The 23,697-nt window shown below is 73.4% G+C and carries 19 protein-coding genes and 1 pseudogene; 10 read left to right on the top strand and 10 right to left on the bottom strand.

What is annotated here, in order from left to right:
• Window positions 1–82: 82 nt before the first annotated feature.
• Both OG455_RS04045 and OG455_RS04040 read right to left on the bottom strand, forming a co-directional pair.
• Window positions 83–154: pseudogene (locus OG455_RS04045) on the bottom strand (DNA-binding response regulator); the annotation flags it as partial.
• Window positions 155–418: 264 nt separating this feature from the next.
• Window positions 419–1,234 carry an exodeoxyribonuclease III gene (locus tag OG455_RS04040; protein WP_266290261.1) on the bottom strand — a complete coding sequence of 272 codons (816 nt, stop codon included), beginning with the start codon at window positions 1,232–1,234 and terminating at the stop codon, window positions 419–421.
• Between the two features lie 301 nt (window positions 1,235–1,535).
• Here OG455_RS04040 and OG455_RS04035 point away from each other — a divergent pair, with 301 nt between their 5' ends.
• Entirely contained in the window at window positions 1,536–2,315 is a 780-nt protein-coding gene (locus tag OG455_RS04035) for a GntR family transcriptional regulator (RefSeq protein ID WP_266290257.1), read from the top strand.
• Between the two features lie 113 nt (window positions 2,316–2,428).
• Here OG455_RS04035 and OG455_RS04030 read toward each other — a convergent pair whose 3' ends face one another.
• Window positions 2,429–3,586, bottom strand: a complete 1,158-nt coding sequence (locus OG455_RS04030; protein ID WP_266290255.1) for an ROK family protein — start codon at window positions 3,584–3,586, stop codon at window positions 2,429–2,431.
• A 424-nt stretch (window positions 3,587–4,010) separates the two neighbouring features.
• Between OG455_RS04030 and OG455_RS04025 the strand changes: the two genes are divergently transcribed.
• Complete coding sequence (locus OG455_RS04025; protein WP_266290253.1) at window positions 4,011–4,706, top strand: methyltransferase; 696 nt, start codon at window positions 4,011–4,013, stop codon at window positions 4,704–4,706.
• 83 nt (window positions 4,707–4,789) lie between these two features.
• Window positions 4,790–5,215, top strand: a complete 426-nt coding sequence (locus OG455_RS04020; RefSeq protein ID WP_266290251.1) for a GNAT family N-acetyltransferase — start codon at window positions 4,790–4,792, stop codon at window positions 5,213–5,215.
• 75 nt (window positions 5,216–5,290) lie between these two features.
• Here the strand turns inward: OG455_RS04020 and bioD are convergent, their stop codons facing one another.
• Genes bioD through bioB form a run of 3 tightly spaced genes read right to left on the bottom strand, consistent with a single transcriptional unit; the run spans window position 5,291 to window position 8,743 of the window.
• Entirely contained in the window at window positions 5,291–6,028 is a 738-nt protein-coding gene (gene bioD, locus OG455_RS04015; RefSeq protein WP_266290249.1) for a dethiobiotin synthase, read from the bottom strand.
• A gap of 37 nt (window positions 6,029–6,065) precedes the next feature.
• On the bottom strand, window positions 6,066–7,373 hold the full coding sequence (locus tag OG455_RS04010) for an adenosylmethionine--8-amino-7-oxononanoate transaminase (RefSeq protein ID WP_266290247.1): 1,308 nt from the start codon (window positions 7,371–7,373) through the stop codon (window positions 6,066–6,068).
• Between the two features lie 41 nt (window positions 7,374–7,414).
• A complete protein-coding gene (bioB, locus tag OG455_RS04005; RefSeq protein ID WP_266290245.1) occupies window positions 7,415–8,743 on the bottom strand; it encodes a biotin synthase BioB in 1,329 nt (442 codons plus the stop codon).
• Between the two features lie 283 nt (window positions 8,744–9,026).
• Between bioB and OG455_RS04000 the strand changes: the two genes are divergently transcribed.
• Complete coding sequence (locus OG455_RS04000) at window positions 9,027–9,923, top strand: hypothetical protein (RefSeq protein ID WP_266290243.1); 897 nt, start codon at window positions 9,027–9,029, stop codon at window positions 9,921–9,923.
• A gap of 85 nt (window positions 9,924–10,008) precedes the next feature.
• Here the strand turns inward: OG455_RS04000 and OG455_RS03995 are convergent, their stop codons facing one another.
• Window positions 10,009–12,504 (bottom strand): DUF3516 domain-containing protein, encoded by a 2,496-nt coding sequence (locus tag OG455_RS03995; RefSeq protein ID WP_323185634.1) that lies wholly within the window; start codon window positions 12,502–12,504, stop codon window positions 10,009–10,011.
• Window positions 12,505–12,619: 115 nt separating this feature from the next.
• Between OG455_RS03995 and OG455_RS03990 the strand changes: the two genes are divergently transcribed.
• The gene (locus OG455_RS03990; protein ID WP_266290238.1) at window positions 12,620–13,801 is read left to right on the top strand and encodes an 8-amino-7-oxononanoate synthase; all 1,182 of its coding nucleotides are present in this window, start codon (window positions 12,620–12,622) and stop codon (window positions 13,799–13,801) included.
• A gap of 106 nt (window positions 13,802–13,907) precedes the next feature.
• Here the strand turns inward: OG455_RS03990 and OG455_RS03985 are convergent, their stop codons facing one another.
• Complete coding sequence (locus OG455_RS03985; RefSeq protein ID WP_266290236.1) at window positions 13,908–15,128, bottom strand: MFS transporter; 1,221 nt, start codon at window positions 15,126–15,128, stop codon at window positions 13,908–13,910.
• Window positions 15,129–15,331: 203 nt separating this feature from the next.
• Here OG455_RS03985 and OG455_RS03980 point away from each other — a divergent pair, with 203 nt between their 5' ends.
• A complete protein-coding gene (locus OG455_RS03980; RefSeq protein ID WP_266290234.1) occupies window positions 15,332–16,105 on the top strand; it encodes an enoyl-CoA hydratase/isomerase family protein in 774 nt (257 codons plus the stop codon).
• Here the strand turns inward: OG455_RS03980 and OG455_RS03975 are convergent, their stop codons facing one another.
• Window positions 16,106–16,768 carry a GNAT family N-acetyltransferase gene (locus OG455_RS03975; RefSeq protein ID WP_266290231.1) on the bottom strand — a complete coding sequence of 221 codons (663 nt, stop codon included), beginning with the start codon at window positions 16,766–16,768 and terminating at the stop codon, window positions 16,106–16,108. It lies immediately after the preceding gene.
• Between the two features lie 270 nt (window positions 16,769–17,038).
• Between OG455_RS03975 and tdh the strand changes: the two genes are divergently transcribed.
• The 4 genes from tdh to OG455_RS03955 all read left to right on the top strand — a co-directional run bounded on the left by tdh (window position 17,039) and on the right by OG455_RS03955 (window position 21,456).
• On the top strand, window positions 17,039–18,070 hold the full coding sequence (gene tdh, locus OG455_RS03970) for an L-threonine 3-dehydrogenase (protein WP_266290229.1): 1,032 nt from the start codon (window positions 17,039–17,041) through the stop codon (window positions 18,068–18,070).
• 128 nt (window positions 18,071–18,198) lie between these two features.
• The gene (locus OG455_RS03965) at window positions 18,199–19,392 is read left to right on the top strand and encodes a glycine C-acetyltransferase (protein ID WP_266290227.1); all 1,194 of its coding nucleotides are present in this window, start codon (window positions 18,199–18,201) and stop codon (window positions 19,390–19,392) included.
• Between the two features lie 89 nt (window positions 19,393–19,481).
• Entirely contained in the window at window positions 19,482–20,423 is a 942-nt protein-coding gene (locus OG455_RS03960; RefSeq protein WP_266290225.1) for a LysR family transcriptional regulator, read from the top strand.
• Window positions 20,424–20,526: 103 nt separating this feature from the next.
• Complete coding sequence (locus OG455_RS03955) at window positions 20,527–21,456, top strand: Gfo/Idh/MocA family protein (RefSeq protein ID WP_266290224.1); 930 nt, start codon at window positions 20,527–20,529, stop codon at window positions 21,454–21,456.
• A gap of 136 nt (window positions 21,457–21,592) precedes the next feature.
• Here OG455_RS03955 and OG455_RS03950 read toward each other — a convergent pair whose 3' ends face one another.
• On the bottom strand, window positions 21,593–23,554 hold the full coding sequence (locus OG455_RS03950) for a putative Ig domain-containing protein (RefSeq protein ID WP_266290223.1): 1,962 nt from the start codon (window positions 23,552–23,554) through the stop codon (window positions 21,593–21,595).
• Window positions 23,555–23,697: the final 143 nt, after the last annotated feature.

Here is a 23,697-nt window from a genome sequence, read left to right as displayed (position 1 = left end):
GCTGCCGGTCGCCGAATTCGCTGCGGATTCGAGGGGCTTCACTGCGACGCAGGTGGCCGGGAGGCCTTCGGTGGCGACGTCCGGAGAGGTCGGGGTCGGCGCAGATGGCGGCGGTGGCGGTCAGGCCGTCGGTGCCGGGCATGCGGATGTCCATTGTAGTCATCGCCAGGCGCAGGCCGACATCGAGCGGGTCCGTGCTGAAGGCGCGGGGCGGCCAAGTGGGCTGACGCATCGTCAGCGCTTCATCGGCTGACGCGAGACCTACCCCGACACCTGGCCGTCGCCGGCCTCGTCTGCGACCGCGCCGCCCGACGGGCCACCCGGCACAAGCCGAGCACAGAACTGGTACTCGCCCGACCCACCGCCTGCTGATCACCGACCAGCCGAACCGCCAGGCAGGCACGCCCCGAACCCGATTTCATCCGAGGTCGTGAGCTGGGTACTCGTACGCGACGGTCACGGGAGCGTGGTCGGACCAGCGCTCGGCGTGGGTGGCGGCCTTCTCGGTCTTCGTCCAGAGCGCTCGTTCAGCTAGGCCAGGGCTTGTAAAGTGTGCGTCGATCCGCCAGCCGGAGTCGTTGTCGAAGGCGCGGCCGCGGTAGGACCACCAGGTGTAGGGGCCGGTCTGCTCGGGGTGCAGCCGGCGGACCACGTCGACGTAGCCTGCTTCGTCCAGGACGCGGGTCAGCCAGGCGCGCTCCTCGGGGAGGAAGCCGGCGGACTTCTGGTTGGCCTTCCAGTTCTTGAGGTCGGCCTCCTGGTGGGCGATGTTCCAGTCGCCGCAGACCACGACCTCGCGGCCGTCGGCGGCGGCGCGGGTGCGCAGGTCGGTGAGGTGGGTGAGGAACTCGGCCATGAAGCGTTCCTTCTCGTCCTGGCGCTCGGTGCCGACCTCGCCGGAGGGGAGGTAGAGGCTGGCGACGGTCAGGCCGGGGAGGTCGATTTCGAGGTACCTGCCCGAATTGTCGAATTCGGTCGAGCCGAACCCGATCCGGGTGCGCGTCGGCTCGGTGCGCGACAGCACGGCGACGCCGGCCCTGCCCTTGGCCGCGGCCGGCGCCCAGAAGGCGTGCCAGCCATCCAACTCACGCAGCTCCGGCGGGAGTTGGCCGCTCTCGGCGCGGACCTCCTGGAGGCAGACGACGTCCGCCCCGGTGGCCGCGAGCCACTCGATGAAGCCCTTCTTGGCGGCGGCGCGAATCCCGTTGACGTTGGCAGTGGTTACGACGATCACGTGGGAAGCCTACCCGGCCCGCCGTCCGCGATCGTCCATGGCGGGCGGATCGTGAATGGGACATGAAAGACATGTCGCAGCGCGGCCAAGGCGTGCCATTGGTCTTGACCATCTCCCGGCGGACCACCTAGGGTCACTTACTGCAAAGACCTTTAATAAAGAAGGACGGATAAAGTCCGAGTCCCCACCTGGCGGAACGCGACCGCGGAGCGCGGCAGGGACGACCGGACACCCCCCGGACCTTCAGGATGCCGGCGGTCCCGTCCACAGCGGTCGACGGTCGGACAGGGTGGAGGACACGGTGGGGACAGCTCAGCTCACGGCGGTACCGGAGCCGAAGTACTGGCACCTGCGCACGGTGCTGCTGCGCGCCATCGACTCGGAGTTCTCCACCGGCCAGGTGATCCCCAACGAGCGCGAGCTCTCCGCCCGCTTCGGCGTGGCCCGGGCCACGCTGCGCCAGGCGCTCGACCAGCTGGAGCTGGAGGGCCGCCTGGTCCGCCGGCGCGGCATCGGCACCCTGGTCGCCGCGCCGCGGGTCGGTGTCCCGGTCAGCCGGCGCGAGGAGGGCTGGCCTGGCAGCAGCCGCGAGCAGGCCTGGCAGCCGGTCGACTGCGTGAGCGTGGCCGCCCCCGAGCGGCTGGCCAAGGCGCTCGGCGTCGAGGTCGGCGCGCTGGTGCACACGGTGCGCCGGTTGCGGGTCGAGCAGGGGCAGATCGTGGCCACCGAGCTGCTGCGCGTGGCCGAGGAGGCGCTGGAGCAGGTGCCCGAGATCCGGCTTTCGGGTGCGGCGGCCGAGGGCGAGGAGCAGGCCCGCGTGGTGCTGCGCCGTCTGGAGCGGCTGACCGTGGACGGCGAGTCGCGGGCGGTCGAGCTCGGCGTCGCCGAGGCCGAGGAGGCCGGTCTGCTGCAGCGTCCGCCGGGTACCCCGGTGCTGGTGGTCACCACCCAGTACGCCTCGGCCGGCCGGCTTGCGGCCCTGGCCGTCTCCACCTACCGTGCCGACACCTGCCGGCTGACCTTCGGGGAGACCGGCCTGGTCGAGGTCACCCCGGTGAGCGCGATCCGCACCGCCTCCTGAGCGGGAGCACCCCGAGCCACCCCGAACCACGCGAACCACCCCGAACCACGCGATGAGGCCCTGACCCGCACCGGCGGGTTCAGGGCCTCATCGCGTGGCGCGTGGCTCGGCGCCTACCCCCGCGCCACCGGCTGGTCCACCGCGAACAGCTGCTCCTCGACCTGGTCCAGCGCCACCCGCAGCGCGCCCAGCGCCACCACGTCCTCGCCCAGCGTGGAGAGCGCCACCTCGGGCGCGCGCAGGCAGTAGAGCGCCAACTGCTCGCGCAGCGGCTCCAGCACGTCGTCCAGGCCCGCCGCCCAGCCGCCGACCACCACCAGTTGCGGATCGATCGCCAGCACCAGCGCGGCCACGTCGTGCACCAGGCGGGTAAGGAAGCGGTCCATCGCGACCCTGGCCACCTGGTCGCCCTCGCGGGCCAGCGTGAGGACGCGGGCGACGGCGGCCTCGTCCAGCGGGTCGAGCGGCTTGCCGGTGGTGGAGAGCAGGCGCTCGGGAGTGGCCTCCTGGCCCAGCAGGTGCAGGGCGCCGATCTCGCCGGCCGCGCCGCCGAAGCCGCGGTGCAGCCGGCCGTTGATCAGCGAGCCGGCGCCGGGGCTCAGGCCTGCCAGCACGAAGACCACGTCGCCCATGCCGACCGCCGCGCCCTGCCAGTGCTCCGCGATGGCGGCCAGGTTGGCGTCGTTCTCGATCAGTACCGGGCAGCGGAACGAGCGGCGCAGCCGGGCGCCGAGGTCGAGGCCGGTCCAGCCGGGCATCGCGGTGCCCAGCCGCACCGAGCCGTCGCGGTCCACGATGCCGGGGCTGCCGACGCCCACCGCCCAGAGGTTGTCCCGGGAGATCCCGGCCTTGCGCAGCACCTCGGCGACGGTGGCACGCACCGCACCCAGGCGCTCCTCGGCGTCGAGCGCCTCGTCGACAGGGCGGGCGTAGCTCTCCAACTGGCGGCCGGTCAGGTCGGCGAGCACGACGCGCACCGCGTGCACCCCGATCTCGATGCCCAGGGTGTGCCCGGCCTCGGCCCTGAACCGGTACCAGCGGGCGGGGCGGCCGCGCTGGCGGCCGCTCTCCTGGGTCGCGTCCACCTCGGCGACCAGGCCGGACTCGATCAGGCCCTCGATCACGCCCTCGACGGTGGGCCGGGACAGCCCGGTCTCGCCGACCAGTTGGGTCAGCGTCACGGCCTGGCCGTCGCGCAGGGAGCGCAGGGTGACCGCGGCGTTGATCCGACGCAGCAGGGAGGAGTCCCCTCCGGTGAGCCGATCCGCCAAGACGCTGCCTTTCCGCGTTCGCGCGACTGCGTTGGCGCGCGATGACACGTGCGCGCCAGCCCCCCGGTGCTCCGCCGCACGGGCCGTCCGGCGCGACACCGGCGCCGCACCGGCGCCGCGGGGGTGAGCCGCAGGCCGGAGGGCGTCAGCCGGATCGTACCCGTGAGGCATCGGGGCCGCGAGTAAATGCGCAGCTCATGACCGGTTCGGTATCGAAAGTTGACCTACCGGCCGCCCCGGGCGGCCGGTGCGGGACGCGACCGGTTGACGAGGCGTCAGCGAGCTCCGGCGGGCTTCGGCGGGCTTCGGCTTGCTCCGGCTTGCTCCGGCGGGCTCCGGCAGGGCGCTGCGGGAAGCCGGCGGGGTCGGCGGGGTCGGCGGGTGCACTAGGGTCGGGGCAGCACGGTGAACAGAGGAGAGCGCCTTGCCCGGTCCCAGTGGTTCCCAGGTCGACCGGCAGCAGGAGGACGCCGCCGCGCTGCCGGCGTTCGTCCGCGCACAGACCCGGCTGTCACCGGTCCCGTTCGTGCCGGAGATCAGCCTGCACCTGGCGGATGAGGCGATCGAGCTGTGGGAGCGCACCGAGTCGGCGCGCGGTGAGATCGGACTGCCGCCGCCGTTCTGGGCGTTCGCCTGGGCCGGTGGGCTCGGCGTCGCCCGCTACGTGCTGGACCACCCCGAACTGGTGGCCGGGCGGGCCGTGCTCGACCTCGCGGCCGGCTCGGGCTTGGTGGGGGTGGCGGCGGCGCTGAGCGGGGCCGGCAGCGTGCGGGCGGCGGAGATCGACTCCTACGCGGTGGCGGCGATCGGGCTCAACGCGGCGGCCAACGGGGTGCGGATCGCGGCCGAGTTCGCGGACCTGCTGGACGGCGACGGCGGGCCGGCCGAGGTGGTGCTGGCCGGTGACGTCTTCTACGAGCGCGCGATGGCCGCCCGCTTCCTGCCGTTCCTGGAGCGGGCGCACGCGCGCGGCGCGCTGGTGCTGGTGGGCGATCCGGGACGGGCCTACCTGCCGCGCGAGCGGTTCACGGCGCTCGCCGAGTACGAGGTGCCGGTGCTGGCGGACCTGGAGGACCGAGCGGTGAAGCACACCACGGTCTGGCGGTTGTCCGGCAGCTGAAGCCCTTGTTCGGCAGCCGGGATCCCCTGTCCGGCAGCTGGAATCCCTGCGGGCGCGACGGCACCGGGTGGTAGGACCGGGGGATGAACGATCTGATCATCCGTTTCGCCACCACCGACGAGATCCCCGACCTGCTGGCCTTCTGGGCCCGCGCCGCCGAGGGGACCAGCATCACCGACGATCCGGCCGGGGTCGCCCGGCTGCTGGCGCGTGACCCCGAGGCCCTGCTGGTCGCCGAGCGCGACGGCGCGCCCGTCGGCACCGTGATCGCGGGCTGGGACGGCTGGCGCGCCTCGCTCTACCGCCTCGCGGTCGACCCGGACCACCGCCGCCAGGGCATCGGCGCCGCGCTGCTGGCGGCCGCGGAGGAACGCTTCGCCGCGCTCGGCGGCCGCCGCGCCGACGCGATGGTGCTGGAGCGCAACGAAGCGGGCAAGCGCACCTGGGACGCCGCCGGCTACCACCGCGAGGACCGCTGGCGCCGCTGGGTGAAGCCGCTGGTGGAGTAGGCCGCGATCGGGGCCGTCAGCTCGGTCGCAGCCGGCGGGAGCCCGCGTCGGCTCCTCGCCCCGGCCGGGCACGCGTCAGGCGAACGGCACCGCGTGCGCCTCGGTGAACGCCGCCGCGTCCCACCGCCCGCCGAGTTCCGGCGCCAGCGAGGTCGCGGCCAGCGCGGCGAAGTCCGCGGCGCCCGGTGCGCCGAGGGGCAGCGCGCCCAGCAGCGGGGCCCGCGCGGCCACCGGCAGGTCGGCCAGGTTGCAGCGGGTGGCGAGGTCCGGCTCGCTGGGCCAACTGCCGATCACCACACCGGCGCAGGCCAGCTTGCGGGCCCGCAGCGCCTCGGCGGAGAGCGCCGTGATGCTGAGCGTGCCGAGCCCGGGGTGGGCCACCAGGAGCAGTTCGGCCCCGGCCACCGACTGGGCCAGGTCCGCCAGGGTTAGCCCGTCGGCGTCGTAGCGGACCAGCAGGCCGCCCGCGCCCTCGACCAGCACCAGGTCATGACTGTCCGTCAGTTCTTCGACCGCGCCGACGAACTGAGGGACCGTCAGAAACGGTAGCCCGGAGCGCAGCCCGGCCCGCTCGGGCGAGAGCGGCTCGGGGTAGCGGACCAGTTCGCGGGTGGTCAGCCGGGCCCCGGCGGGACCGAGTAGCCGCACGACCTCCTCGGCGTCCCCGGGTTCGCCCGGGGCCACCCCGGTCTGGCCCGGTTTCAGCACCGCCGTGCGCAGCCCGGCGCGCACCGCCAGCGCCGCCACGGCCGCCGTCACGGCGGTCTTGCCGACCTCGGTGTTGGTGCCGGTCACGAACAGCACCCGACTCATGCGAGAACTCCAGTCATCGTGGTTCGCAGCCTGTGTCTCAGCCTGCCAGTGCCGCCGCGCGCACCGCGGCACTGATCCGGGCCAGGTCCTCCTCGCCCGTGACGTACGGCGGCATGGTGTAGATCAGGTCCCGGAAGGGCCGCAGCCAGACGCCCTCGCGGGCGGCGGCCTCGGTGGCCGCCACCATGTCCACCGGGTGGTCGAGTTGGACCACGCCGATGGCGCCGAGCACCCGGACGTCCGCGACACCCGGCAGGTCGGCGGCCTCCGCCAGGCCCTCGCGCAGGCCGGTCTCGATCCGCTTGACCTCGCTCTGCCAGTCCTGGCCGAGCAGCAGCCCGATCGAGGCGTTGGCGACGGCCGAGGCCAGCGGGTTGCCCATGAAGGTCGGCCCGTGCGCCAGCACCGGCACCTCGCCGCGGCTGATCCCGTCGGCCACCTCGGCGGTGCACAGGGTGGCGGCCATGCTCAGGTAGCCGCCGGTGAGCGCCTTGCCCAGGCACATCACATCGGGTGAGACACCCGCGTGGTCGGCGGCGAAGAGCGCGCCGCTGCGGCCGAAGCCGGTGGCGATCTCGTCGAAGACCAGCAGGACCTCGTGCCGGTCGCAGAGTTCGCGCAGCAGCCGCAGGTAGCCGGGGGAGTGGAAGCGCATGCCGCCGGCGCCCTGCACCACCGGCTCGACGATCACGGCGGCCAGTTCGCCGGCGTGCCGCTCGATGAGCTCGGCCAGCGAGGCCGCGTAGGCCGGGTCCGGCTCCGCGTCGAAACCGGCGGGCGGCTCGGCGGCGAACAGCTGGCGCGGCAGCACCCCGCCCCAGAGCTGGTGCATCCCGCCCTCGGGGTCGCAGACCGACATCGGGTGGAAGGTGTCGCCGTGGTAGCCGCCGCGCCAGGTGAGCAGCCGCTGCTTGCCGGGGCGCCCGACCGAGCGCCAGTACTGCAGGCACATCTTCATCGCGACCTCGACCGCGACCGACCCGGAGTCGGAGAGGAAGACGTGCTGCAGCGGCTCGGGGGTGATCTCCACCAGGGTGGCGGCCAGCCGGACGGCGGGCTCATGGGTGAGCCCGCCGAACATCACGTGGCTCATCCGCCCCAGTTGCTCGCGGATCGCCTCGTTGAGCACCGGGTGGTTGTAGCCGTGCACGGCCGCCCACCAGGAGGACATGCCGTCGACCAGCTCGCGGTGCCCGCCGGCCGGCTCGGCCAGCCGCAGCCGCACCCCGGCGGCCGACTCGACCAGGTAGGGCGCCCGGGTGCCGGGCATCGGCCCGTACGGGTGCCAGACGTGCGCCTGGTCGAGGGCGAGCAGGGTCTGAGGAGTGGTCAGGGGATCGGTCACAGGATCGGTCACACGATCGGTCACAGGATGCACGAGGAGCCTCAGGCGTTCGGGGCGAGCTCGGTGCCGGCACCGCGCAGGCGCACCCGCACCAGGTCGGCACGCAGGCCGTTCCCGTCGGTCCCGGTCCCGGTCCCGGTCTCGGTCCCGGTCTCGGTCTCGGCCGCCGGAGCCGGCGCCTGGTGCCCGCCGCACGGCCCGCAGCCGCCGCCCTGGTGCCCGCCGCAGCCGGCACCCGCACCGTCCGCCGCCTGCGCCGACTCCGCCGCCGCGCCGTGCCCGCCGCAGGCGCTCACGCCGCCACCGCCACCGCTGCCGCAGCCGCCGACCGTGGCGCCGGCCGAGGCAGCGGCAGCGGCCGCGTCCGCCCGGTGGCGGGGGAGGGTCCGCTCGCCCTGGCCCTCGACCTCGAAGCCCGCGTCCTTGATCATGTCGAGGTCGGTCTGACCGGCCTGGCCCTCGCTCGTCAGGTAGTCGCCGAGGAAGATCGAATTGGCGATGTGCAGGCCCAGCGGCTGCAGGCTGCGCAGGTGCACCTCGCGCCCGCCGGCGATCCGCACCTCGACGTCCGGGTTCACGAACCGCACCATCGCCAGGATGCGCAGGCAGTGCTGCGGGGTGAGGTGCCACTCCTTGGCCAGCGGGGTGCCCTCGAACGGGATCAGGAAGTTGACCGGCACCGAGTCCGAGCCCAGCTCGCGCAGCGCGAAGACCACGTCCACCAGGTCCTCGGGGCTCTCGCCCATGCCCGCGATCAGCCCGGAGCAGGCCGACAGGCCCGCGCCGTGCGCCTTCTGCACGGTGTCGACGCGGTCCGCGTAGGTGTGGGTGGTGGTGATGCCGCCGTAGGTGTTCTCGGAGGTGTTCAGGTTGTGGTTGTAGGCGTCGACGCCCGCCGCGCGCAGCCGCTCGGCCTGGTTGTCGGAGAGCAGGCCCAGGCAGGCGCAGATCTCGACGGCCGGCTCCTGCTCCTTGATCGCCGCGATGGTGTTGGTGACCCGGTCGATGTCGCGGTCCGTCGGGCCGCGTCCGCTGGCCACCAGGCAGACCCGCTTGGCACCGCCCTGGACCCCGGCGGTGGCGGCCTCGGCGGCCTGGTCGGGCTTGAGCCAGGTGTACTTCAGGATGCCCGTGTCGGACCCCAGCCGCTGGGAGCAGTACGAGCAGTCCTCGGGGCAGAGGCCGCTCTTCAGGTTGACCAGGTAGTTGAGCTTGACCCGGCGGCCGAACCACTGCCGGCGCACCCGCCCGGCGGCCGCGACCACGTCCAGCAGTTCGTCGTCGGTGGTGGCCAGGACGGCCAGGGCCTCCTCCCGGGTGGGGAGCTCGCGGTTCAGGCCTTTGGCGGTGAGGGTGTCGAGCAGATCCATGGATCCGATCCTGCCCGGACGACCTTGAGCGGCGCCATACCGAATCGACCAGAAGATCTCCGCGCGGGTGTGCGAGTTGTCACAGTGCAGGTCAGAGGGACCGTTCGCGCGCGATCGCCTCGGCGGCCGAGCGCCGGGGCGCGGCGCCTCCGGCCCGCCCCGGCCCGGGTCGTTCGCCGACGACCGTCCGGGTGGCATCCGGCCCGCCCCGGCCGCCCTCTGACAGACCGTCCGCCGCTCCCCGCCGACCTGCGGCATCGGGTCGCCGCATAGGATCGGGGACATGACCACCCAGGGGGACCCCCACTCGATACCCGCCGGCGCCGAGAAGACCCCAGGACGCGCCGACACGGTTTCGCGGGGCGGTGCCCGGCGGGTGCTGATCGGTTCCGTGGCGGTGGTGGTGCTCGGGGCCGGCGGCTGGGTGGTCTCCCGTCCGCACCCCGGTGACTGGCTGCCCGGCCTCGGCCCGTCGAGCAAGGACACCGAGTACCCGTCCGTGGTCGGCAGCCCGGCGCCCAGTTCCTCGGCGAACCCCAACACCTTCGACGTGAAGCGGCTCTTCCCGCCGACCCGGCTGATCGACCTGGGCGGCTACAAGGGCAGGCTCACCGGCGCCCGGCAGGGCAACGACTGCGCCGAGACACTGGGGGACGCCGGGCAGAGCCTGCTGCACCCGGTGGCCTGCCAGGGCTATCTGGCGGTCGACTTCAGCCGCCAGGACGGCCGGGTGGAGACCAGCGTGTCGGTGCTGCGGTTCAGTACCGACGGGACGAGCGCCACGGTGGCCGGACTGATGCGGGGCCAGGTCGGCCTGGTCAGGTTCGTGCAGCCGGACGGCAGCTTCGCCGATGCCGATGCCGATGCCGATGCCGCCGCCTCCGCCGGCCCTTCCGCGGCTCCATCCGCCGGGCCCGCGCCGTCGCCCGCCGTGCCCGGCGCGCCCGCCCTGCCCGCCGCGCCCGGCGGCAGCCCGGGTGCCGGCGCCGGGTCAGGTGCCGCGGCCGGCGCGAAGACCGACCAGGTGCCGCGGGTCGAGGCGGTCCAGCACTACGTCACGGTGACCAGCTCCCGCTTCATCGACGGGCACGCTCCACTCACCCCGCAGGACCAGCAGGATCTGGACGCGGCCACCCGGGCCGCCTCCTACACGGTCGGGATCGCCTTCGCCTGGTCCTGAGACGAGACAGGCGCGGGGAGGTCCCGTGGGGGGCGAGATCATCGCCCCCCGCACCGGAACTGACGGCCCGTCAGCCGGTGGCCCGTCAGCCCAGCCGGTTCACGCCGGTGACCCGCAGCACCGCGCGCCCCTCGGCGTCCGAGCCGTGCAGGTCGACCTCCGCGCTGATGCCCCAATCGTGGTCGCCGGCCGGGTCGTCGAAGATCTGCCGCACCCGCCAGATCCCGTCGACCTCGTCCTCCTCGATCAGCAGCATCTTGGGGCCGCGCGCGTCCGGGCCGGTGCCCAGGTCGTCGTGCTCCTCGTAGTAGGCGTCCATCGCCTGCGCCCAGCGCTCGGCGTCCCAGCCGTACTCGCCGTCCAACTCGCCCAGCGCGCCGTAGTGTTCGAGTGCGGAGAGCTCGACCCGGCGGAACATCTCGTTGCGCACCAGGACCCGGAAGGCCCGCTCGTTGGCCGTCACCGGCAGCGGCTTGCTCTCCAGCTCGCGCTGCTCCTCGGCGTCCTCGCTCGGGTTGGCGAGCTGCTCCCACTCGTCGAGCAGGCTGGAGTCGACCTGGCGGACCAGCTCGCCCAGCCAGGCGATCACGTCCTTGAGCGCCTCGGTCTTGCTGTCCTCGGGGACGGTCTGCTCCAGCGCCTTGTAGGCGCCGGCCAGGTAGCGCAGCACGATGCCCTCGGTGCGCGCCAGGTCGTAGTGGCCGACGTAGTCCACGAAGGTCATCGCACGCTCGAACAGGTCGCGGACCACCGACTTGGGTGCCAGCGCGTAGTCGCCGATCCACGGGTGCGCGCGGCGGTAGACCTCGTAGGCGTGGTCGAGCAGCTCCTCCAGCGGCTTGGGCCAGGTGACCTCCTGGAGCCGCTCCATCCGCTCCTCGTACTCGATCCCGTCGCGCTTCATCTCGCCGATCGCCTCGCCGCGCGCCTTGTTCTGCTGTGCGGCCAGGATCTGGCGCGGGTCGTCGAGGGTCGCCTCGACCACCGAGACCACGTCCAGCGCGTAGCTCGGCGACTGCGGGTCGAGCAGCTCGAAGGCGGCCAGCGCGAAGGTGGAGAGCGGCTGGTTGAGCGCGAAGTTCTCCTGCAGGTCCACGGTCAGGCGCACGATCCGGCCCTCGGCGTCCGGCTCCGCCAGCCGCTCCACCACGCCGCCGGCCAGCAGCGAGCGGTAGATGGCGATCGTCGAGCGGATGTGCCGGCGCTGGGCGCCGCGGTCCTCGTGGTTGTCGGTGAGCAGCTTGCGCATCGCCTCGAAGGCGTTGCCGGGACGGCCGATCACCGCGAGCAGCATCGCGTGGCTGACCCGGAACCGGGAGACCAGCGGCTCGGGCTCGGCCCCGATCAGCCGCTCGAAGGTCTCCTCGCTCCAGCCGACGAAACCTTCCGGCGCCTTCTTGCGCACCACCTTGCGCTTCTTCTTCGGGTCGTCGCCGGCCTTGGCGACCGCCTTGTCGTTCTCCACCACGTGCTCGGGCGCCTGGGCGATCACCTGGCCGACGGTGTCGAAGCCGGCCCGTCCGGCCCGCCCGGCGATCTGGTGGAACTCGCGGGCCCGTAGCACCCGGACCTTGACCCCGTCGTACTTGGAGAGCGCGGTGAACAGCACGGTGCGGATCGGCACGTTGACGCCGACGCCCAGCGTGTCGGTGCCGCAGATCACCTTCAGCAGACCGGCCTGGGCCAGGCGCTCGACCAGGCGGCGGTACTTGGGCAGCATGCCGGCGTGATGCACGCCGATGCCGTGCCGCACGAAGCGGGAGAGGTTGCGGCCGAACTTGGTGGTGAAGCGGAAGTTGCCGATCAGCGCGGCGATGGCGTCCTTCTCCGCCTTCGAGCACATGTTGATGCTCATCAGCGACTGGGCCCGCTCCACCGCCTCCTTCTGGGTGAAGTGCACGACGTAGACCGGGGCCTGACCGGTCGTCAGCAGCTCCTCCAGGGTGTCGTGCAGGGTGGTGCGCTTGTACTCGTAGAAGAGCGGCACCGGGCGGGTGGCCGAGCGGACCACGGTGGTCGGCTTGCCGTTGCGCCGGGTCAGGTCCTCCTCGAAGCGGCGCACATCGCCCAGGGTGGCCGACATCAGCAGGAACTGCGCCTGCGGCAGCTCCAGGATCGGGATCTGCCACGCCCAGCCGCGGTCGGGCTCGGCGTAGAAGTGGAACTCGTCCATCACCACCTGGCCGATGTCGGCCCGCTCACCGTCGCGCAGCGCGATGTTCGCGAGCACCTCGGCGGTGCAGCAGATGATCGGCGCGGTCGGGTTCACGCTCGCGTCGCCGGTCATCATGCCGACCTGCTCGGTGCCGAAGATCTTGCAGAGGTCGAAGAACTTCTCCGAGACCAGCGCCTTGATCGGGGCGGTGTAGAAGGTCCGCTTGCCCTCCGCCAGCGCCGCGAAGTGCGCGCCCGCCGCCACCAGGGACTTGCCCGACCCCGTGGGGGTCGCCAGGATCACGTTGGCGCCGGTGAACAGCTCGATCAGCGCGTCCTCCTGGGCGGGGTAGAGCGTGATGCCCCGCTCCTCGGCCCACGCGGCGAAGGTGGTGTAGAGCGCGTCGGCGTCAGCGGGCTTGGGCATCAGGTCAAGGAGGGTCACCGGCCTATCTTGCCTGCTGCCCCTGGGCCTGGGCAAAGACCGGCTGTGCGCAGGGGCACATTGCCCGCTTCGAGCGGGCCGTGCCAGGCTGCCGGTCATGATCCTGCAACCCGTCGCGTCCGCCCGCCCGGCCGCGCCCGCCGCCGTCTTCGACTGGCTCGACGAGGCCGCCGAGCTGCGCGCCCGGGCCGGGCTCACCCGCACGCTGCGCAGCCGCCCCGCCGAGGACCCGGTGCTCGACCTGGCGAGCAACGACTACCTCGGCCTGACCCACCACCCCGAGGTCACCCGGGCCGCCGCCGAGGCCGCGCTGCGCTGGGGCGGCGGGTCCACCGGGTCGCGGCTGGTCACCGGCACCACCGAGCTGCACACCGAGCTGGAAGTCGAACTGGCCGACTTCTACGGCGTTGAGGCCGCGCTGGTCTTCTCCTCCGGCTACGCCGCCAACCTGGCCGCGCTCACCGCCCTCACCGACCCCGACACGCTGATCGTCTCCGACGCCTACAACCACGCCTCGCTGATCGACGGCTGCCGCCTCTCCCGGGCGGCCGTCCACCGCGCTCCGCACGCCGACCCGGCCGCCGTGGCCGCCGTGCTCGAAGGCCGCGCGCAGCCGCGCGCGCTGGTGGTCAGCGACACCGTCTTCTCGGTGGACGGCAACGCCGCCCCGCTGCCCGCGCTGGCCGCCGCCGCCCGCGCGCACGGCGCGGCGCTGCTGGTGGACGACGCGCACGGGCTCGGCGTGCTCGGCGCGGGCGGGCGCGGCGCGCTGACCGCCGCCGGGCTCGCGGGGGAGCCGGACCTGGTGGCCACCGCGACGCTCTCCAAGTCGCTCGGCTCGCAGGGCGGCGTGGTGCTCGGGCCCCAGCGGGTGATCAGGCACCTGGTCGAGACCGCCCGCACCTTCATCTTCGACACCGGGCTCGCCCCGGCCGCCGCGGGCGCGGCGCTCGGCGCGCTGCGCCTGCTGCGGGCCGAGCCCGAGCGCGCGGCTCGCGCCCGCGAGGTCGCCCGCACCCTGTCCGCCCGCCTCACCGCCGCCGGCCTGCTCGCCAGCGTCCCGGACGCGGCCGTCGTCTCGGTCCGCGCCCCGGGCCCCGAGCAGGCCCTGGCCTGGGCCGCCGACTGCCGCACCGCGGGCCTCGCGGTGGGCTGCTTCCGCCCGCCCTCAGTCCCGGACGGCTACTCGCGCCTGCGACTGACGGCGCGGGCCGATCTGACCTCCGATCAGATCGATCTGGCGGTGCGGACCCTGGCCGCGACGGCCGCCGCGCACTGACCGGTCCCGCCGTGACCGGCGCCGGCCCTGGCCGCGACGCCCGGCGCTGATCGGCCTGCCTCGCCCCGGCCGGCCCAGCCCCGGCCGGCCCGGCCCCGGCCGGCGATCAGGCTCCGACCCGCGCCGGCTCCGGGGTGCCCACCGGCTCCGGGCGCGGCGCGGCGCCCCGCGCCCGGCCCCGCGTGCGGGGTGTCAGCGCGACCAGGAGCAGCGGCGCGGCCACGAGGCCGAAGCAGGCGGTGGCCGGCAGGTGTCCGGCCAGCGGGCCGGTGGCGGCCAGGCCGAGGGCGGAGCCGGCGTTGAACGCGGTGTTCACCCAACTGCCCGCCTTGGTGCGGTGCTCCGGCGCCGTCCGCTGGTCGGCCAGCACGTAGGCGGTGGCCAGGGTCGGGCTGACGAACAGGCCGGTCAAGGCGATCCCGACGGCCAGGGCGACGAGCCCGCCCGCCCAGAGCGCGCAGCCCGCGACCGCGAGCAACCCGGCGAGGCCGGCCGCCGTCAGCGTCAGCCGGGCCGCCACCGGGCGGCGCCAGTGGACGGCGCCGTGCGCCAGGCCGCCGACCGCGCTGCCCGCGGCCAGCGCGGCCTCCAGCCAGGCGAGCGCGCCGGACTGGCCGCGGGCACCGGCCGCGACCACCAGAAGCAGGCTGAGCCCGCCCAGCGCGGCACCCAGCGCCGCCGCGACGGCGACCGGCCGCCCGATCCCGGGGACCAGCCCGAGCCCGGGCGCCCGCCGGGCGCCCTCCGAGGAGGTGGCGGGGGCGGGGGCCGGGATGAGCGCGGCCAGGCCCAGCGCCCCGGTCACCACCAGCGCCGCGCTGAGCAGCAGTCCGGTGGGGCCGCCGAGCAGCCCGACCAGCAGCGGCCCACCGACGTACAGCAGTTCCTCGGTCACCGCGTCCAGGCTGAAGGCGCGCTCCAGCATGCCGTGGACGCCGAGCAGTTCGCTCCACCGGGCGCGCAGCACCGGCCCGAGCGGGGGAGCGAAGACACCTGCCACGGCCGCCAGTGCGAGCAGCGCGGGCCGGTCGCGGACCACCGCGAGCGCGAGCAGGGTGGCACCGTAGAGCAGGCCGAGCACCGGCAGCACCCGCCGGGCGCTGTGACGGTCGATCAGCCCGGCCCGCACCGGGGCCAGCGCGGCGCAGGTCAGCCCGAAGAGGGCGAGCGCCGCGCCCACGGCCGAGTAGGAGCCGGTGCGGTGCTGCACCGTCAGCACCAGGGCGAGCGAGACGGTGCCGTAGGAGAGCCGCCCGACCAGGGCGACGGCGAAGACGGGGGTGACACCGGGCACGCGCAGCAGCGCCCGGTAGGAGGACGAAGACATGGGGGTTCCTCAGGAAGTGCCGTGGGACAGGGACGCCGAGGCACCGCACCGGGGGAGCTTCACCGGTGCGGGCGTGGGCGAGGTCTATGCCATGAGGAGGAGGAACACGTCCCTCACGCTAGCAGCCCAGGGCCCGCTACTGTCAGGGTTTACGGTCGTTAACCACTTCTGGAGTTAACACCCTCAGACCTGGAGGACCTCCCATGACCCGGTTCGTCACCCTGGACGTCGCGGACGCCGTCGGCACCATCCGGCTGGCCCGCCCGCCGATGAACGCGCTGGACATCGCCATGCAGGACCAGCTGCGCGAGGTCGCCCAGGAGGCCACCGACCGCGCCGACGTGCGCGCGGTGGTGATCTGGGGTGGCGAGAAGGTCTTCGCGGCCGGCGCCGACATCAAGGAGATGCAGCGCATGACCTACACCGACATGGTGGCCCGCGGCGGCGCGCTGCAGGAGGCGTTCACCGCGGTCGCGCGGATCCCCAAGCCGGTGGTGGCCGCCGTGACCGGCTACGCGCTCGGCGGCGGCTGTGAGCTGGCGCTCTGCGCCGACATCCGGATCGTGGCCGAGAACGCCAAGCTCGGGCAGCCGGAGATCCTGCTCGGCCTGATCCCCGGCGCCGGCGGCACCCAGCGGCTGGCCCGGCTGGTGGGCCCGGCCAAGGCCAAGGAGCTGATCTTCACCGGCCGCCAGGTGCGCGCCGAGGAGGCGCTGCGGATCGGCCTGGCCGACCAGGTGGTGCCGGCCGAGGAGGTCTACCAGGCGGCCCTGGCCTGGGCCGGCAAGCTCGCGGCCGGCCCGGCCTGGGCGCTGCGCGCGGCCAAGGAGGCGGTGGACCGCGGGCTGGAGGGCGACATCGACAGCGGCCTGGCCCTGGAGCGCTCGCTCTTCGCCGGCCTCTTCGCCACCGAGGACCGCGAGATCGGCATGCGCAGCTTCGTCGAGGAGGGCCCGGGCAAGGCCAAGTTCAACTGATCAGCGCCGCTGTCCCAGGCTGAGCAGCACCTCCGCGCCGACCGGACGGTAGCCCGCCGCCTGGAAGGCCCGCACGCTGGTCGCGTTGCCCGGCGCCTGCTGGGCCCAGACCACGTCGCCCTCGGGGAGCAGGTGGCGGGCGCTGATCCCCAGTGCCCGCCCCAGCCCGCGGCCCTGCGCGCCGGGGTCCACCTCGACGGCCGCCTCCCAGCGCCCGGCCACCCCGCGCCCCAGCACCAGCACCCCGCCCGGCACCGTCCAGACCCGCACTCCGTCGCGGAAGGCCAGGGCCCGCACCACCCGCGGGTGTTCGCGGTCCTCGATCTCGACCAGCGGCAGCGGCGGTTCGCCGGTCAGCCGGCCGGCCACGGTCAGCAGGTCGACGTTGCCGATCACCCGCCCGGTGCGGGCGGCGAAGGCGGTCAGGAAGGCGGGGCCGAGCGGGGCGGCCAGGGGATCGCTGGTGATCCGGGCCAGCTCGGCCCGCACCCAGGCCGGGTCCTCGTCGGTGAAGACCACCGCGTGCGCGCTGAACGCGAGCACCCCGGCCGTGCGCCCGCCCGGCTGCGCCACCACCGTCACCCCGCCGTCCGGGGGCGGGAACACTCCCCGGGCCGCGTCGTCCAGGAAGTCGCCCAGGGTGTTCTGCTGAAGGGTCGTCATGCCGGGGAGCCTAGTGCCGCACCAGGCCATGGCGATCAGCGATTCGTACTCCCTCGAACGGGTGAGGACCGGCATGGTGCCGGGCCGCCCCGCCGCAGCTCGGGCACGATCGTGAAGCCCAGCTGTCGCCCCCGTTAAGAATTCCTCGATGGACCGTCCCCCCTTCCACCAGGCAGATTGCTCCGTGCCCGGTGCGGAATGGCGCCGTTGCCGGGCTCCACTTCGTTCCCCTCGCCCGTCACCCCCACCCGCGCGTCAGGAGCCCAGGCCGTGAAGGCACTCGTCAAGAAGCAGGCCGAGCCCGGACTCTGGCTGACCGAGGTCCCGGAGCCCGAGATCGGCCCGACCGACGTGCTGATCAAGGTGCTGCGCACCGGCATCTGCGGCACCGACCTGCACATCCGCAAGTGGGACGGCTGGGCGCAGCAGACCATCCGCACCCCGATGACCATCGGCCACGAGTTCGTCGGCGAGGTCGTCGCCCTCGGCCCGGCGGTCGCCGACGTCAGCGTGGGCGACCTGGTCAGCGGCGAGGGCCACCTGGTCTGCGGCAAGTGCCGCAACTGCCTGGCCGGGCGGCGCCACCTGTGCCGCAACACCATCGGCCTGGGCGTCAACCGGGACGGCGCGTTCGCCGAGTACGTCGCGCTGCCCGCCTCCAACGTCTGGGTGCACCGGGTGCCGGTCGACCTGGACGTCGCCGCCATCTTCGACCCGTTCGGCAACGCCGTGCACACCGCGCTCTCCTTCCCGCTGGTCGGTGAGGACGTGCTGGTCACCGGCGCGGGCCCGATCGGCATCATGGCGGCGGCCGTCGCCAAGCACGCCGGCGCCCGGCACGTGATGATCACCGACGTCAGCCCCTACCGCCTGGACCTGGCCCGCCAGGTGGGCGTCTCGCTGGCGCTGGACGTCTCGGAGCACACCATCGAGGAGGGCCAGCAGAAGCTCGGCCTGCGCGAGGGCTTCGACGTGGGCCTGGAGATGTCCGGCCGTCCCGAGGCGCTGCGCTCGATGATCGACAACATGACGCACGGCGGCAGGATCGCCATGCTCGGCCTGCCCGCCGAGGACTTCTCGATCGACTGGGCGAAGGTGGTCACCTCCATGATCACCATCAAGGGCATCTACGGCCGCGAGATGTTCGAGACCTGGTACGCGATGTCGGTGCTGCTGGAGGGCGGCCTCGACCTGACCCCGGTGATCACCGGCCGGTACGCCGCCCAGGACTTCGAGGCCGCCTTCGACGAGGCGGCGAGCGGTCGCTGCGGCAAGATCATTCTCGACTGGTCGACGATCTGACCTTCCCCCGGCCGACACCCCGGCCCGTGGGCGCCCATCCCGCGGCCCGCGGATCCGCCACCTTCGCGGCCCGCGGGGCCGACCTCCCGGGGCCCGCGGGCCGTCACCCTTCCAAGGAGCCTGCTGCGATGTTCGATTCCGTCCGCGCGTCCGTCAACGAGACCCTCGCCGAGATCACCGAGGCCGGGCTGTTCAAGCCCGAGCGGGTGATCGGCAGCCCGCAGAGCGCGTCCGTCACGGTGAGCGGCGGCGGCCGCGCGGGCGAGGTGCTCAACTTCTGCGCCAACAACTACCTGGGCCTGGCCGACCACCCCGCCGTGGTCGCCGCCGCCAAGGAGGCGCTGGACCGCTGGGGCTACGGGATGGCCTCGGTGCGGTTCATCTGCGGCACCCAGGACGTGCACAAGGAGCTGGAGGCGCGGCTGTCGGCGTTCCTCGGCCAGGAGGACACGATCCTCTACTCCTCCTGCTTCGACGCCAACGGCGGTGTCTTCGAGACCCTGCTCGACGAGCGCGACGCGGTGATCTCGGACGCGCTCAACCACGCGAGCATCATCGACGGCATCCGGCTCTGCAAGGCCACCCGCAAGCGCTACGCCAACCGCGACATGGCCGAGCTGGAGCAGCAGCTCAAGGAGACCCAGGACGCCCGGCGCCGGCTGATCGTCACCGACGGCGTCTTCTCGATGGACGGCTACGTCGCCCCGCTGCGCGAGATCTGCGACCTGGCCGACCGCTACGACGCGATGGTGATGGTGGACGACTCGCACGCGGTGGGTTTCGTCGGCCCCGGCGGGCGCGGCACCCCCGAGCTGCACGGCGTGATGGACCGGGTCGACATCATCACCGGCACCCTGGGCAAGGCCCTCGGCGGCGCGTCCGGCGGCTACGTCGCCGCCCGCCGCGAGATCGTCGCCCTGCTGCGCCAGCGCTCGCGCCCGTACCTGTTCTCCAACTCGCTCGCGCCGGTGATCGCGGCCGCCTCGCTCACCGTTCTCGACCTGCTGGAGACCTCGCACGAGCTGCGCGAGAGGCTGCGCGCCAACACCGCGCTGTTCCGCTCCGCGATGACCGGGGCCGGCTTCGAGATCCTGCCCGGCGACCACCCGATCGCCCCCGTGATGATCGGCGACGCGGCCAAGGCCGGCCGGCTCGCCGAACTGCTGCTGGAGCGCGGGGTGTACGTGATCGGCTTCTCCTACCCGGTGGTCCCCAGCGGCCAGGCCCGGATCCGGGTCCAGCTCTCGGCGGCGCACTCCACCGAGGACGTCGAGCGGGTGGTGGCGGCCTTCATCGACGCCCGGGCCGCGCTGGAGGCCTGAGCCTGCCCGATCGGCCGGGGATCGGCGGCTGATCGACGACCGATCGGCGGGTGGGCGGATCCGCTGATCAACGCTGGCAGAATTGAGGCGTGATCGACGCCAGACGCCTGCGCACCCTGCGTGCCGTGGCGGACCACCGAACGGTGACCGCCGCGGCCGCCGCGCTCTACCTCACCCCGTCGGCCGTCTCCCAGCAGCTGGCCGCCCTGGAGCAGGAGACCGGGCACGCGCTGCTCGCCCGGGACGGGCGCGGGGTGCGGCTGACGGCGGCCGGCGAGATCCTGGTCGGCCACGCGGACGCGGTGCTGGCCCAGCTGGAGCGGGCCGAGGCCGACCTCGCCGCCTACGCGGGCGGTGCTCAGGGCCAGGTCACGGTGGCCTCCTTCGCCACCGGCATCGCGCTGGTGCTGGCGCCCGCGATCGGCGCGCTGGCCACCGCCGCCCCCGGCGTGCGGCTCCAGGTGCTGGACGTCGAGGGCGACGCCAGCCTGCCGATGCTGCTGGACGGACAGGCCGACCTGGTGGTGGCCGTCGAGTACCGTGGCGCGCCCCGGGCCGACGACCAGCGGCTGGCCCGCTTCCCCCTCTACGCCGAGCCGTTCGAGGCGGTGCTGCCGCTGGACCACCGGCTCGCCGGGCGGCCCGGGCCGCTGCCGATGGCCGAGCTGGCCGCCGAGCCGTGGATCGGCCCCTACCCCGGCAACCCCTGCCACGACGTGGTCCTGCTCGCCTGCGAGCACGCCGGCTTCACCCCGCGCCTGGTGCACTCCTCGGACGACTTCAGCGCGGTGCTGGCGCTGGCCTCGGCGGGCGCGGGGGTGGCCCTGGTGCCGCGTTCGGCGCTGCGCGGGGTCGACCTGTCGCGGGTCGCGGTGCGCCCGGTGGACAGCGAGCTCGCCACCCGCAAGGTCTTCGCGGCCGTGCGCGGCGGCGCCGAGCAGCACCCGCTGATCCGCCCGGTGCTACGGGCGCTGGAGGCGGCCGCGGCCGAACTGGGCCGGCCCGTGGCAGCCGCCGCGGAGCCCGCCTGACCGGAGTACGGCTGTTCGGAGCCCGCCCGAGCGGAGCCCGCTCGCCGCCGCTCTGCCCGTAGGGTGGGTGAGGTCGATGATCATCCGTATCCCAGGAGCCCCGATGAGTCAGACCCCCGCCCTCGACGCCGCGCTCCCGGTCGGGGTGATCGGCCTGGGCGACATCGCGCAGAAGGCCTACCTGCCGGTGCTCACCGCCCTGCCGGGCCTCGATCTGCGGCTGATGACCCGTGACCGGGCCAAGCTCGACCGGCTCGGTGACACCTACCGCGTCGAGGCGGCACACCGGTTCACCGACCTCGGCGAGCTGATCGCCAGCGGCATCCGGGCGGCGTTCGTGCACGCCGCCACCGACCAGCACGTCGCGATCGTCGAGCAACTGCTCACGGCCGGCGTCGAGGTCTACGTCGACAAGCCCCTCGACCACACCCTGGACGGGGCCCGCCGCCTGGTCGACCTCGCCGACCGGTGCGGCCGCTCGCTGATGGTGGGCTTCAACCGGCGGCACGCGCCCGGCTACGTGCAGGCGAAGGAGCGCCCGCGCGACCTGATCGTGCTGCAGAAGAACCGCGAAGGCCTGGCGGAGGCGCCTCGCTCGCTGGTCTTCGACGACTTCATCCACGTGGTGGACCTGCTCCGCTTCCTCGTGCCCGGCGAGATCGAGCACGTGGACGTCCGGGCCCGCGAGCGGGACGGCCTGGTGGAGCACGTAGTCCTCACCCTTGCTGGGGACGGCTTCACGGCGCTGGGCATCATGAACCGGGTCAGCGGCTCGACCGAGGAGATCCTGGAGGTCTCCGGCGGCGACTCCAAGCGCGCCGTGGTGAACCTCGCGGAGGTCATCGACCATCGCGGTCAGCCCACGGTCCGCCGGCGCGGTGACTGGGTCCCGGTGGCCCGCCAACGCGGCATCGAGCAGATCGTGGTGAGCTTCCTGGACGCCGTCCGGTCCGGCAAGGTCCTCGACGCCCACGATGCCCTGCGCACCCACGAGTTGTGTGAGGAGATCGTCGGACGCATCGAGAGCGTCTGAGGACTGACCGCAAGCCCGCACGACAGGAGGGGCCGGTTGGCAGGGCGGTGTCGCTCAAGCGAGGTGAGTGCCACGCCCGCTGCGGCGATGCGCGCCGTCCCGGCCCAGGGGTGGGCCGGGACGGCGCGGTGAGGGATCAGCTCAGGTGGAAGGAGGTGTCGTCGAGCAGGAACGCGGTCTTGGCGCTGCCGGTCTCGTGCGAGGTGAGCTTCACGATCACCGTGGATCCGAACTCCGCTGCCACGTAAGGTGTCAGGTCGATCGAGACCGGGACGTAGCCGCTGGTGGCGTCCAGGTTGGTCCAGGTCCGCAGGACTGCGATCCGCTTGCCCGAGTACTGGTCGTCCAGCTCCAGGGTCAGGCTGTCCTGCGCGGTCGGCGCGGTGTTCGTGGAGTCGACGTGCAGCCAGAAGGAGAGCGAGGCCCGGGTGTAACCGGGCGTGGTCTCCACACCCTGGGAGAGCGAGTCGTCCTGGGCGGCACTGTGGCCCAGCCAGGCGTACCCGGCGCCCGAGTGCGGCTGGTGCGCGGTGGACTGGGTGATGATCCCGGGCGAGGACTGGGACCACCAGCCGGGGTAGTTGCCCTTGGCGTCCGCCGGGACCTCGAAGCCGGGGTCGACGATCTGCTCGATGCCGAGGCAGCCGTGCTCACCCGAGTCGAAGAAGCCGTACCAGAACCGCGTGCTTGCCTGGTGGCCGGCGTCGTCCCGCACCGTGACGGAGACGTCGTGGTAGCCGCGGTCCTGGGTGCGGCCGTGGATGACCCCGGTGCGCGGGTCGATGCCGAGGCCGCGCGGCAGGCCGGTGGCGCGGTAGGTGAGCCGTCGCGCGCCCTGGTCGGTGGCGATCACCGGGACGCTGACCCGCTGGCCCGGTGCGGCGGTCTGGTCGCAGATCGTGCTGACGACGAGCGGCTGGTTGGCCACCACGGGATGTGAACCCGAGCAGGTGTGCTGGTCGTTGGACCAGGTGGTCTGTACGGCGAACGGGCCGGTGGCGAGTTGCAGGTTGAACAGGCCGCCGGGTGTTCCCTGGGTGATCCAGGCGCACTTGTCGCCGTTCTCCTGGCCGGCCGGGTCGATCCAACCGCCCATCGCGTTCTGGTCGGTGAGGGTCTCGGCGTACTCGTGCCCGCCGAGGATGGAGTAGCCGTCCAGTCGGCCGCGCGGGCCGGGGTTGATCCAGTTGGTGCCGCAGTACTTGTTGTCGGTCAGGTACGGCATGATCGTGTACGCCAGCGTGCCGTAGCTGGAGCGCTCGAAGGTGTGCCAGGCGCACCAGGTGTCGAGTTCGTGCCAGCTGTCCGGGTCCATGCCCTTGGCCGTGGTGACCACGTACTGGACGTTGCGGTTCTGCGCCGTGGTGGTGTTGCCGAAGTGCTTGGCGGCGGCCGCTGCTTCGGCTGCGATCTGGGGTTCGGTGGCGCGGTCGGGCGCGGCGGCCGTGTTGTCCACCCAGACACCGGCCAGCGCGCCGCCCTGCGGGTAACCGACGTGGGAGGCGTCGGAGGGGCAACTCCCGCTGCCAGAAGCCACGTTCTCGCAGTACTGGGTCAGCACGCCACTCCAGGCGTCGCCGTTGGTGCCCAGGCCCTTGAAGAACGACTGCTGGTAGGGCGCGGCGTTGTCGGGGTCGTTGGAGAGCGTGGTGTTGCCGTCGGCGTCCTGGCCGGCCGTGCCCCACTGGGAACCCCAGTAGATGACGTAGACCTTGGGCGGTCCGGAGGTGACGCCGACCGAGTCCTGGCCGCCGCGGTAGGTCATGTTCGGCTGGTCGTTGTTGACCACGACGTCGGGCGTGGCCGGGTCGGCGTTGGCCGTCGGCCCGGACTGCGGCCCGGACTGCGGCCCGGACTGCGGACCGGACTGCGAGGCGGGGCGCGCGCTCAGCGCGGCGTGCGGGTGACCCGGCTGGATCTGGACCCAGTCGCCGTGCGTCTGAACCCACCCGGCGGATGCCGGATGCGACGTTGCGTCCGGCACGCCGTCGGAGGCCTGTGCGGTGCCGGCGAGCCCGGTCAGCACCATGCCGAGTGCGAGCAGGGTGGAGGCGAGCAGCCCCGTCCCGCGCCGCGCACTTGAACGTGATGAGGTCACAGTGGTTCCCCTTCTCGGTGTCTTCGGTGTCTTCGGTGGCGGATGCGCGCACCGATCTGGTCGGCATGTACAATTGCACATGTCACACGCCAGGCATGGCCGCGTGTCCGATAAAGTTCGGGAAAGTCTGATGCTGTGCGAAA

The organism is Kitasatospora sp. NBC_01287, from assembly GCF_026340565.1.
Lineage (GTDB): Bacteria > Actinomycetota > Actinomycetes > Streptomycetales > Streptomycetaceae > Kitasatospora.
Note: the sequence above shows the minus strand (reverse complement) of the source record. Positions and strands in the feature narration are given on the sequence as shown.